This window comes from Streptomyces sp. NPDC001056, assembly GCF_053598955.1.
The window spans coordinates 88548-99743 of the sequence record NZ_JBSFLI010000030.1 but is presented as its reverse complement, the minus strand read 5'-3'; the positions used below and the strand labels follow the sequence as shown (position 1 = coordinate 99743).

Below are 11196 nucleotides of genomic sequence, written 5' to 3'. Positions count from 1 at the left end.
GTCCCACTCACGCTGCTCACGCACGTCGAGCAGAACGGCCGCGGCATCGGCGCCCCGGGTGTACCGGACAGCCTCGTCGACGGTGACACGGTCCTGGTCGTGGGGGAGGAGGGACATCGCTCGGCCTCTCGGGAAAACGGATGGATCGGAGCAGGCGGTGGGCGGTGCCGGTCAGCCGGTCACCACGGCCAGGCCTGCGGCGGTGGCGGAGTCGAAGCCGTCGTCCACGGCCACCACGTCCCGGCCGGCGGCGTGCAGCAGGGAGGCGGCGATGCCGGCCCGCATGCCCCCGGCGCAGTGCACCCAGACGGTGCCCGCCGGTATCTCGCCCAGCCGCTTGGGCAGCTGGTGGATCGGGATGTGGACGGAGTCCTCGATGTGGCCGTCGGCGCGCTCGGAGTCGCGGCGCACGTCGAGGACGACGACGCCGTCCGTGCCGCGCTCGGCCAGGCCGGCGAAGGTGGAGCGGGGGAAGGAGACGAGGCTGTCGCCCTCGGCCACCCACTCCTGGGGCGCGCCGGTCGCCGCGGCGGCGGGCCGGTCGATGCCGACCCGGACCAGCTCGCGCTGGGCGGCGGCCAGCTGCTCGGGGGATTCGGCGAGCAGGGTGACCGGCTTGCCCCACGGGATCATCCAGGCAAGGTACGTGGCGATCTTGCCGTCGGCCTCGAAGTTGAAGGAACCGGCGACATGGCCCTCGGCGAACGCGACACGGTTGCGCAGGTCCACGACCCACTCGCCGGCCGCGAGCCGGGCCGCGATCTCCCGGCCGTCGGCGACGGCCGGCGGGGTGAGGTCCACCGGCGCGGGACCCGCGGCGTTGGCCGGGCCCATGTGCGCGTAGTAGGCGGGAATGTCGTCGAGCTCGGCGAGCAGCCGGGCGACGAAGGAGTCGACGTCCGTGGTGAGCGCGGCATTGGCCGACTTCTCCTTGCCGATGGTGGTGGTGTCGCCCTCGGCCTGCGCGGAGGAGCAGAAGCTGCCGAAGCCGTGCGTGGGCAGCACGGACGTCTCGTCCGGCAGTTCGGCGGCCAGCCGGTGGGCGGAGGCGTGCTGGGCGCGGGCCAGCCGCTCGGTCAGGCGGGGCTCGACCAGGTCGGGCCGGCCCACCGTGCCGATCAGCAGGGAGCCGCCGGTGAACGCGGCCACCGGCCGTCCCTGCTCGCGCAGGACGTAGGAGGTGTGGTGGGGAGTGTGGCCGGGGGTGGCGACCGCCCGCAGTTCCAGCCCGTCGTCGAGGGCGACGGTGTCGCCGTCGGCCACCGGCACCCGCGCGAACGACACCCGCGCGTCGGCCGGTACCAGATAGGCGGCGCCGGTCACCCGGGCCAGCTCCAGGCCGCCGGTGACGTAGTCGTTGTGGATGTGGGTCTCCACCACGTGGGTGATCCGTACGCCGTGTCGCACCGCCGCCGCGAGGACCTGGTCGAAGTCGCGCGGCGGGTCCACCGCCACGGCGGCTTGCCGGCCGCCGGCGAGGTAGCTGCGGTTACCGAGGCCCTCGATCTCGATGGTGTCGATGAAGAACACGGGGACGTTCCCTTCGGTATGTACCCCCCGGGGTATGTGTAAGACCCTAACACGAGTACCCCAGGGGGTATTCCTTGCTCGTGCCCGTTCCGGAAGGGCGGGCCGGCCGTCGTCGGACCGGCCCGGCCGAGGTGTCAGAGGCGGCCGGTGAGCATGCCGCGCCAGTGGAGCCGCGACGAGTGGATCAGCGGCGAGTGGATCCGGGGCGAGTGGATCAGCGGCGAGTGGATCCGCGGCCGTGCGCGCCTGCCGCAGACCCGTGCGGGGGACGCTGCGCCGCGTCCTCGCGAGGCGAACGTCCGCTGCCGCGCGGGCGTCGTAGCGTCCGAGGCGTGCGTCTGTGGGACGAGGGGACGAGGCCGGCGGCGAGCGCGCGCCCTGCCTGGGCGGCCCTCCTCGTCGCCGTGCTCGTCGGCGCCGTCCTCGCCGCCGCGCTCGGCGGCTGCCCGCGCATGCGCACCCTGGCCGGATCCGCGTCCGGCTTCTCGCACCGGCAGCTCGTCGCGTCCGCGCCCGGCTTCTCGCACCGGCAGCCGGTCGCGTCCGCGCCCCGGGCCGCGGCCCCCGACGCGCACAGGACCGCGGGCAGCCGGTGCCATGGCGCCAAGCCGGTCGCCGCGGTGGCTCCCGACCCGGCCCCGCGCGCCCAGGCGTGCGTCTCGGACGGGGCGCACCGGACGGTGCCGGCGAGCGCGCCGCCGCCGTCCCCGCAGCCGCCCGCGCCCCGCCGGGTGCCCGGCGGCCGTCCGGAAGTGCTGCTCAGGGTCTAGGGAGTGCCCGGTGGCGCGGTTCGAGCCCGTACCGGGCGCGCCCGCGTCGCCTCTTCGCGTCCCTGAAACCCCTGCGGCACACCAAGGAACTCCGCATGCCCGCTCGCCCTGCCCGCGGCAGCCGGCCCTCCGGTGGGATCCACCGGCCTCTGGGCCCTGCCGTCCTCGTCTGCTACCTGCTCGCCCTGCTCGTGCCCGAGCCCGGGGCCCGGCTGCGCAAAGCCGCGGTCGGCCTCTTCGGGCTGCGCCTCGACGTGTCCGTCGTCGCGCTGTTCGTCATCCTCTTCGCCGCCGCCTTCCAGGTGCCGCCGGAGCGGGCCCTGGCCGCCGTCCGGCGACCGAAGGTCGTGCTCGCGGGACTGGCCGCGCATCTGCTGACCGCTTTCGTCCTGGCGCCCGCCACCGCCCTGGTGCTGTCCGCCGCGGGGTTGCGCGGGCCGGCCGGGGGTCTGTCCACGGCCGTCGCGCTGATCGCGGCGGCCCCCGTGGCCGCCGCCGCGACGGTCTGGATCGGCCGGGACGGCGACGTCACCGCCCTGCTGGCCGTCGTACTCCTGTCCGCGCTGCTCAGTCCGCTGACCATGCCCGCGACGCTGGGTCTGCTGGGCCATGTCCTGCCGTCGGCGGTTCGGACGCAGACGCTGGTCGACAGCGCGGCCGGCCAGGCGCGGGCGCTGCTGACCGGCGCCGTCGCCCTGCCCTGCGCGGTCGGGCTGCTCGCCCGGAGGTTCCTTCCCCGCGGCATCGGCGGCCGCCTGCTGACCCGGGCGCCGCTGGTGGCGATGGCGGCGATGCTCGCGCTGACCTACGTCAACGCGACCGCCGCCGTTCCCGTACTGCACGAGCAGCCCTGGTCGGTCGTGGTGCTCTGCGCCGCCGTGGGGTGGGCCGTGTGCCGGCTGGCCTTCCTCGCCGGTTCGCTCACCGCCCGTGCGCTGCGGCTGCCGCCCGCCGCCGGGGCCTCGGTCACCCTGGCGTGCGGGATGAGCAATGTCAGCGTCAGCGCGGTCGTCGTCGTACAGGCGCTGCCGGGGCAGCCGCACGCCCTGCTGGTCGCGCTGGTGTACGGGCTGGTGCAGAAGGTCGCGGCGCGTCGCGCCGTCGCGAAGGGGGCCGCCGTACCGCCGTACCGGGCGGTCGGCGAGGGGCGTGCCGTTCCGTGATCCACCGGGCCGCGAGCAGTCCGGAGGCCGCGGTGAGGGCGGCGGCCGCGACCACGGTCGTCCGCAGGCCGAAGGCGTCGGCGAGGACTCCGGCCACCAGGGCGCCGGCGGCGTAGCCGATGTCGCGCCAGAAGCGGTAGGTGCCGAGCGCGTTGGCCCGCCACGCGGGGTGGGCGTGGTCGGAGACGGAGGCGATGAGGGCCGGGTAGACCATGGCGGTGCCGATGCCGAGCGCCACGGCGGACAGGACGCCCGCCAGCAGCGGGGTGTCCAGCAGGGCGAGGGCGAGGACGAAGCCGGCGGCCTGGACGAGCATCCCGGTGACGATGAGGGGTTTGCGGCCGATGCGGTCGCTGAGCTGGCCGGTGGGGATCTGCCCGAGGCCCCACAGGATCGGGTAGAGGCCCTTGATGAGCCCCACGGCGGCGAGGCCGAGGCCGTGGTCGGTGAAGAGCAGGGGGAACACGCCCCAGGTCAGGCCGTCGTTGAGGTTGTTCACCAGCCCGGCCTGGCTCGCTCCGCGCAGGGAGCGGTGGCGCCAGGAGACCCGGGCGAAGGTCGCGGCCAGGCCGGTGCTCTCGTCGCCGGGCAGCGGCTCGGGGTGCCGGGCCAGTTCGAGGGCGACATGGGCGGCGGTGTCGCGCACGACCAGGGCGAGGGCGAGGCCCGCGACGACGAAGACCACGCCGATCAGCTCGGGCACGGGGCGCAGCCCGTAGTGCGTGGCGAGGTAGCCGGTGAGCAGGGCCGTGACGCCGACGGCCGTGTAGCCGGCCGCCTCGTTCAGACCGGTGGCGAGGCCCCGGCGGGCCGGGCCGACCAGGTCGATCTTCATATTGACGGTCATGGACCAGGCCAGGCCCTGATTGAGCCCGAGCAGCACGTTCGCCGCGACGATCCAGCCCCAGGACGGCGCCCAGGCGAGGACGAACGGGACCGGGACGCCGAGGAGCCAGCCGGCCAGGAGGAGCTGCTTGCGGCGGAAGCGGGCCGTGAGCGCACCGGCCGCGAGGTTGGTGAGGGCCTTGGTGAGACCGAAGGCGATGATGAAGGAGAAGACGGCCAGGTCGTCGACGAGACCGAAGGTCCGGGTGCCGATGAGCGGGACGGTGGTGCGTTCCAGACCGACCAGGCCGCCCACGCAGACGTTGACGACGACGAGCAGCGTGAACTGCGGCCAGTTGGCGCGCAGCCCGAGCCGCACGGGCGCGCCTGCGCCGGGCCGGCCCGTGCGCGGGCCTCGGACGGTGTCCGTGGCCGGGACGCGGCCGTCGCCGAGGAGGCGGACACCGTCGCCCCGGCCCGCGCCCTCGGCGTCGGAGGGTATGAGGGGGTCGTCGGCGAAGCCCACGGAGGTCCTCCAGGAGCGGGGAGAGTGAGAAGGGGCCGGTGAGTACCGGGCCCCTTGGTTCGGCCGGCCGGTGCTCAGCGGCGGCCGAAGGGCCACCACGAGCGCTTGGGCGCGGGCGGGCAGTCGCACCGCCGGGATCGCGGTACGCCCGCGAGGACCTGTTCCACGTGGTTACCGCAGCCCGCGTACGTGGCCTTGCCGCAGGTCGAGCAGGTGACGCGTCGGCACATGGGTGACTCCTTTCTCGGTCGTGAGGTTTCTCGCCGGGGACCCGGCGGTTCAGGCGGCGGTTTCCCAGGCGCCGTATCCGCCGAGGAGGTCGTAGACGTCGGTGCGGCCGTGGTGGCGGATGAGGCTGGCGGCGATGGAGGAGCGGTGGCCGCCGGCGCAGTGGACCACGAGGGGGCCTTCGGCGGGGACCTCGTCGAGGCGCTTGGCGAGTTCGGCGAGGGGGATGTGCAGGGCGCCCTCGATGGAGCGGCCTTCGTCGCGTTCGCCGCAGTTGCGGACGTCGAGGACGAGCGGGGGCTGGGGGGAGGTGAGCTGTTCGCGCAGGGTCTGGGCGGTCAGCCGGTCGGCCTGGCGGATCTGGTCGGGGTGGGTGTGGAAGAGCTGCTGGGGGTCGGCGGCGTAGCCGTGGACGTGGTCGAAGCCGATGCGGGCGAGGCGGGTGACGGTTTCCTCGGCGCGGCCTTCGGGGGCGATGATGAGGATTTCGTCCTGGGGGGTGAGGACGCTGCCGGCCTGTTCGGCGAAGCGGCCGTCGAGGGGGACGTTGACGGAGCCGGCGAGGTGGCCGGCGGCGAATTCGAACTGGTCGCGGGTGTCGAGGACGACGGCGCCGGTGGTGTGCAGGCGGGTGAACTCGGCGAGGTCGAGGGCGGGGGCGTCTTCGGTGGTCCGGTAGAGGTCGCGGTTGCGGCGGTTGAGGTCGGCGTCGTAGGAGAAGTAGCCGGGGGCGGCGGGCTGGCCGGCGGTGACGAGGCGGACGAAGGTGTCCTGGTCCATGGGCTGGCAGGCGTAGTTGGTCAGGCGCTGCATGCCGATGGTCGACTGGAGTTCGGTGGAGAGGTTCTTGCCGCAGGCGGAGCCGGCGCCGTGGGCGGGGAAGACGCGGACCTCGTCGGGCAGGGTCATCAGCTTGTGGTGGACGCTGTCGTAGAGCATGGCGCCCAGTTCCTCGGCGGTGACGCCGGCGGAGGCGAGGAGGTCGGGGCGTCCGACGTCGCCGATGAAGAGGGCGTCGCCGGTGAGGACGCCGTAGGGGACGGTGTCGTCGGGCTTCTCGAAGACGAGGATGCTGATCGATTCGGGGGTGTGGCCGGGGGTCTCCATGATCTGGAGGGTGACCTCGCCCAGGGAGATCCGCTCGCCGTCGGAGAGTTTGCGGATGGGGTACTCGGTGACGGCGCGCTGTCCGTAGCCGATCCATGCGCCGGTGCGCTGGGCGAGTTCCAGGTGGCCGGCGAGGAAGTCGGCGTGGAAGTGGGTGTTGATGACCGCTTCCACGGTGAATCCGTGGGCCTCGGCGTCCGCGACGTACTCGTCCACGTCCCGGCGGGGGTCGACCACGACGGCCTTGCCGCTGGTGGGATCGCCGATGACGTAGGCGGCCTGGGACAGGCAGTCGAGGTAGTGCTGGGCGAAGTGCATGGGTGCCTCCTGGTGCGGGTGGTACGGAGGGGGCCGGTCGCCCGGACCTCTCTTATACCCCGGGGGGTATCTCCACGATGATTTTATACCCAGGGGGGTATTGGCTGCGGTTCAGCGTATACCCACGGGGGTATGGGAGGGCAAGTCGTCCCGTCGGCGCGGGGAAGGGTGGCCGGTGTCCGCCGTCTCTGGCGGACGCGTGTGGATCTCTGGCATCATCCCCAGGCACCACCTGCACAGTCGCCCCACAAGATGCCCGGCCATACGCAGGAGGCCCCCTCATGAAGGTCCGCTCCGCGCTGACCGCACTCGCGCTCGTCGTCGCCCCCGGTGTCGCCGTCCTCGGCACCGCGACGGACGCCTTCGCGGTCACCAAGATCAGCAATGCCACCGCGACCCAGATGTTCCGCGACGCCGGGATCACCTGGTCGTCGTCCGGCAACTGCTCCGACCGCAACAATTCGACCTGTACGTCGTTCGAGCAGCTCAACCTGGCCACCGCCCAGGGCGCCGTGACCCTCAAGCAGGCCAGCGGCTGCGCCCTGAACATCACCGGCGGCACCGAGACCGGGCACGCCTCCGGCACGTACTCGCACTGGAACGGCTACAAGCTCGACTACGGCAAGAACACCTGCATCACCAACTACATCAAGAACAGCTTCACCTACTCCGGCCTGCGCGGCGACGGTTACCCGATGTGGACCGCGGCCTCCGGAAACGTCTACGCCGACGAGGGCACCCACTGGGACGCCCTCTACTACAGCTGCGGCTGCTGACACCGCCAGGGCGGGCATCCGGGCGACCGCCGTCGCCCGGGTCGGCCCGCCCCCGCGAGCGCGCGCCGGTCAGGCGCCGTCGTCGGCCCGGTCGTCCTCGTCGGCGCTGCGGGCCGTGCCGTCCCTCTCGGCCATGAGCCCCAGAACCGACTCGACGACGACCCCCGGAGCCGGACCCGCGTCCACGGCACCGCCCCGTTCGTCGGGCCCCAGCGGTTCCAGCGTCGCCTCCTGCGATTCCAGCAGAGCGCGCGGCATGAAGTGTCCGGAGCGCTCGCTCATCCGCCGCCCCACTTCCTCGTGCCGAGCCGTCAGGTGCACGAAGAAGGCGTCCGGGCAGGCCTTCCGCAGGGTGTCGCGGTAGCGGCGGCGCAGCGCGGAGCAGGGCACCACGCCGCCCGTCGCCGCCCGGTCGCGGGCGCGCAGCCAGCGGCCGATCGACTCCAGCCAGGTCTGCCGGTCCGCGTCCGTGAGCGGCACGCCCGACACCATCTTGGCGATGTTCTCGCGGGAGTGGAAGTCGTCCGCCTCCGCGAAGGGGACGTCCAGCCGCCGGGCGAGCAGCCGGGCCACCGTCGTCTTGCCCACCCCGGACACCCCGATCACGACGACGCACGGAGGGCGCTGTCCAGGGTCACGACGCATCGGACTGTTCCTCTCCTCACGGCCGGCCGTCGCCGGACGCCGTACCCAGGACCGTCTCCTCGTGCAGCAGCGCCTCCCTGGTCACCGGGCCGGGCCCGTAAGGGTGCGCGGACGCCGGCCCGTGGGAGCCCGCCGGGTACTCCTCCAGGGGGACCAGATCCCGCTCCCACGCGGTGAGGACCGGGGTGAGCACCCGCCAGGCCTCCTCGGCCTCGTCGCCGCGGATCGACAGAGCGGGGTCGCCGCGCAGGACGTCAAGCAACAGTCGTCCGTAGGCGGGCAGTTCGGCGGGTTCCAGCTCGGCGGACAGTTCCAGCTCGGTGAGATGGCCGGACCGGGAGCCCGTGCCCATCAGATCCAGGGTCAGGCCCTCCGGCTCCAGCCCGAAGCGCAGCACGTTGGGCACCACCTCCCCGGTGTGCCCGAACGGCAGATGGGGCACGGGCCGGAACCGCACCGCGACCTCCTTGCGGTCCGCCCGCAGCCCCTTGCCGCTGCGCAGCCGGAACGTCGTACCCGCCCAGCGCCAGCTGTCCAGTTCCAGCTCCACCTCGGCGAACGTCTCGGTGCCGCGGCCGGGGTCCACGCCCTCCTCGTCGGCGTAGGACGGCACGTCGCGCCCGTCGATCGCGCCCGCGGAGTAGCGGGCCCGGCGCGTGCGGTGCACCACGTCGTACTCGGTCAGCATCCGCACGGAGCGCAGCACGTCGACCTTGCGGTCCCGCAGATCGCGCTCACCGAGGGTGACCGGCGGTTCCATGGCGACGAGGCAGAGCACCTGGAGCAGATGGTTCTGCACCATGTCCTTCAGGGCGCCCACATGGTCGTAGTAGCCGGCCCTGCCCTCCAGCGCGAGGCTCTCCTCCCAAATGATCTCCACCTCGGCGATGTGGGTGCTGTTCCACAGGGGTTCGAGCACCCGGTTGGCGAGCCTGCTGCCCAGCACGTTCTGCACCGTCGTCATGGCGAGGAAGTGGTCCACCCGGAACACCGCCTGCTCCGGCACCAGTTCGGCGAGAAGGGCGTTCAACTCCCGCGCGCTTGCGAGGTCCTCGCCGAACGGCTTCTCCAGCACGATCCTGCTCCCCGGCGGCAGTCCCGCCGAGTGCAGCGCGGAGACCACCCCGGGGAACAGCGAGGGCGGCAGCGCGAGGTACAGCGCGACGGGTTCGTCACCGGCGACGACCGCACGGACGTCCTCCGGGTCGGTGACATCGGCCCGCCGGTAGTGGGCGCACTCCACGACCGCTCGCCGGGCGTCGGCCGGGATGTCACCGGCCTGCCGGTCGAGCCACTCGCCGGTCCACTCCCGGAACCGCTCCGTGGTCCACTCCTCGCGGCTCGCCCCGGTCACCCGGAACCCGTCGCCGAGGTGCCCCGCGGCGCGCAGCGCGGCGAGGGCCGGCATGAGGAAGCGCCCGCTGAGGTCGCCCGTCGCACCGAGGACGACGAGGTGCCCGATCACCGCGGGCTCGCCGCCCTCGCCCGCTGGAGGTTCACACCGCTCGCGATGATGCCGATATGGCTGAACGCCTGGGGGAAGTTGCCCATGAACTCTCCTGTGGTGGGGTGGATCTGCTCGGACAGCAGCCCGAGCGTGCTGGTCCGCGCGCACAGGGACGCGTACAGCTCCCCGGCCTCCTCGACGCGGCCCTGCCCGACCAGGTTGTCGACCAGCCAGAAACTGCACAGCACGAACGCGCCCTCGTCACCGGCGAGACCGTCGGGGGCCTCGTCGTGCAGATAGCGGTAGAGCAGCCCGCCGCCGGCCGACAGCCGCTCGGCAACGGCCGCCGTCGTGGCCACCATCCGTGGATGATCGGCCGGTACGACCTCACGCAGCGGCAGCGCCAGCAGGCTCGCGTCGAGGACGCCGCCGCCGGACAGATGGGCGCTGAGGGTGCGCGACCTCTCGTCCCAGGACTCCTCCAGGATGGCGCGGCGCACGTTCTCGGCCGCCGCCCGCCACTGGTCGATCCGGCCGGGCAGTCCGTGCCGCTCCCCGATGCGCACGGCCCGGTCCAGGGCCACCTGGCACATCCCGGCCGAGTAGGTGAACGCCCGCCCCTCGCTGCGCACTTCCCAGATCCCCTGGTCTGGCTGGCGCCAGGCGCCCTCCGCCGCGTCCGCGAGCCCGGCCAGGCCCGTCCACAGCGCGGCCTGGATCTCCCCGCCCGCCAGCAGCCACTTGTCCGCGCAGTCGAGGATCTCGCCGTACACGTCGTGCTGGCGCTGGTCGGTCGCGCCGTTGCCCCAGCGCACCGGGACGGAGCCGCGATAGCCCGCCAGCTCGCCGTCCTCCACCTCGTCGGGCACCGTGTCGCCCTGGAGGGTGTACATGATGCGGGGGTGCCGGCTGTGCTCGAAGGCGTCGAGGACCCAGCCGAGGAAGGAGTCCGCCTCGCCGCCGAACCCGATGCGGCGCAGCGCGAACACCGCGTACGCCGCGTCCCGGATCCAGGTGTAGCGGTAGTCCCAGTTGCGGATGCCGCCGATCGGCGCGGGCAGGGAGGAGGTGGGCGCGGCCACCAGCGAGCCGCTGGCCCAGTCGTCGCACATCTTCAGGGTGAGCGCGGCCCGTCTGACCAGGGCCGCCTGGGGTCCGGCGTAGTCGCAGTGCCGCATCCAGCGGCGCCAGGCGTCGGCGGTGCCCTTGAGCATGGCGTCGGTGTCGAAACGGTGGTGCCGGTGGAAGCGCCCCCAGGACAGCACCAGGTCGAGGCGGTCGCCCTGCTGGAGGTCGTGGGTGGTGCGCAGCCCGGCCAACGGCCGGTTGGAGCGCAGGTGGAGGCGGAGGCCGGGCCCCCGGTGGGGTCGTACCTCCAGCCCGCTGAACAGCGCATGCGCCTGTCCGCCGCCGCGCGGCTCCAGGTCGGCCCGCAGCCGTACGTGCCCGTCCAGGACGACCGCCGAGCGCACGAGCTCCGCCCGCCCGGCCGGCATGTCCTCGGTGAGGTCCGCGCCGGACCTGAGGGCGAGCGCGTCGGTGAGGCGCACCAGACCGGTGGCGGAGCGCAGTTCGGTGACCAGTACACCGGTGTCGGGCTGGTAGTGCTGCCGGGCCTCCACCAGGTCCTCGGGCGCCACGGTGAAGTGGCCGCCGCGCGTGTGGTCGAGGAGGCCGCAGAAGACGGCGTCCGAGTCGAAGCGGGGCACGCACATCCACGGGATGGAGCCGTCCAGGCCGACCAGGGCCGCCGTGGTGCCGTCCCCGATCAGGCCGAGGTCCTCCAGCGGGAGATGGCCGTCCTGACTGCGGATCGGCCGGAAGGGCGGATCGGGATCGTACATACGGCCTCGCCTCTCGG

9 protein-coding genes and 1 pseudogene are annotated in these 11196 nt (G+C 73.4%); 3 read left to right on the top strand and 7 right to left on the bottom strand.

Annotated elements, in window-relative coordinates; translation table 11 throughout:
* Positions 1-171: 171 nt before the first annotated feature.
* A complete protein-coding gene (locus tag ACWDD7_RS29220; RefSeq protein WP_450459594.1) occupies positions 172-1530 on the bottom strand; it encodes an MBL fold metallo-hydrolase in 1359 nt (452 codons plus the stop codon).
* 332 nt (positions 1531-1862) lie between these two features.
* Here ACWDD7_RS29220 and ACWDD7_RS29215 point away from each other — a divergent pair, with 332 nt between their 5' ends.
* Positions 1863-2300: a hypothetical protein gene (locus tag ACWDD7_RS29215; protein WP_450459593.1), complete on the top strand. Its 438-nt coding sequence runs from the start codon at positions 1863-1865 to the stop codon at positions 2298-2300.
* 95 nt (positions 2301-2395) lie between these two features.
* Positions 2396-3121: pseudogene (locus tag ACWDD7_RS29210) on the top strand (sodium-dependent transporter); the annotation flags it as partial.
* 178 nt (positions 3122-3299) lie between these two features.
* Here ACWDD7_RS29210 and ACWDD7_RS29205 read toward each other — a convergent pair.
* From ACWDD7_RS29205 to ACWDD7_RS29195, 3 genes are all read right to left on the bottom strand, one after another.
* Complete coding sequence (locus ACWDD7_RS29205) at positions 3300-4814, bottom strand: MFS transporter (RefSeq protein ID WP_450459592.1); 1515 nt, start codon at positions 4812-4814, stop codon at positions 3300-3302.
* 74 nt (positions 4815-4888) lie between these two features.
* Positions 4889-5044, bottom strand: coding sequence for a hypothetical protein (locus ACWDD7_RS29200; protein WP_285563494.1), 156 nt, complete (start codon positions 5042-5044; stop codon positions 4889-4891).
* Between the two features lie 49 nt (positions 5045-5093).
* Positions 5094-6467 (bottom strand): MBL fold metallo-hydrolase, encoded by a 1374-nt coding sequence (locus ACWDD7_RS29195; protein ID WP_450459591.1) that lies wholly within the window; start codon positions 6465-6467, stop codon positions 5094-5096.
* 281 nt (positions 6468-6748) lie between these two features.
* On the opposite strand from ACWDD7_RS29195, the gene ACWDD7_RS29190 reads away from it, so the two are divergent.
* Positions 6749-7243 (top strand): hypothetical protein, encoded by a 495-nt coding sequence (locus tag ACWDD7_RS29190; RefSeq protein ID WP_351876290.1) that lies wholly within the window; start codon positions 6749-6751, stop codon positions 7241-7243.
* Positions 7244-7312: 69 nt separating this feature from the next.
* Here ACWDD7_RS29190 and ACWDD7_RS29185 read toward each other — a convergent pair whose 3' ends face one another.
* From ACWDD7_RS29185 to ACWDD7_RS29175, 3 genes are read right to left on the bottom strand one after another with little or no spacing between them, the layout of a single operon-like run.
* Positions 7313-7888 (bottom strand): gluconokinase, encoded by a 576-nt coding sequence (locus tag ACWDD7_RS29185; RefSeq protein WP_450459590.1) that lies wholly within the window; start codon positions 7886-7888, stop codon positions 7313-7315.
* Between the two features lie 16 nt (positions 7889-7904).
* Positions 7905-9353, bottom strand: coding sequence for a glucose-6-phosphate dehydrogenase (locus ACWDD7_RS29180; protein ID WP_450459589.1), 1449 nt, complete (start codon positions 9351-9353; stop codon positions 7905-7907).
* Positions 9350-11179 (bottom strand): glycoside hydrolase family 15 protein, encoded by a 1830-nt coding sequence (locus ACWDD7_RS29175; RefSeq protein ID WP_450459588.1) that lies wholly within the window; start codon positions 11177-11179, stop codon positions 9350-9352. Before ACWDD7_RS29175 ends, ACWDD7_RS29180 begins: the two co-directional genes overlap by 4 nt.
* Between the last annotated feature and the right edge of the window lie 17 nt (positions 11180-11196).

Coding starts and splice junctions, on each gene's coding strand:
- ACWDD7_RS29200 (WP_285563494.1), bottom strand. CDS start 5,044: ATGTGCCGACGCGTCACCTGCTCGACCTGCGGCAAGGCCACGTACGCG.
- ACWDD7_RS29195 (WP_450459591.1), bottom strand. CDS start 6,467: ATGCACTTCGCCCAGCACTACCTCGACTGCCTGTCCCAGGCCGCCTAC.
- ACWDD7_RS29190 (WP_351876290.1), top strand. CDS start 6,749: ATGAAGGTCCGCTCCGCGCTGACCGCACTCGCGCTCGTCGTCGCCCCC.
- ACWDD7_RS29185 (WP_450459590.1), bottom strand. CDS start 7,888: ATGCGTCGTGACCCTGGACAGCGCCCTCCGTGCGTCGTCGTGATCGGG.
- ACWDD7_RS29175 (WP_450459588.1), bottom strand. CDS start 11,179: ATGTACGATCCCGATCCGCCCTTCCGGCCGATCCGCAGTCAGGACGGC.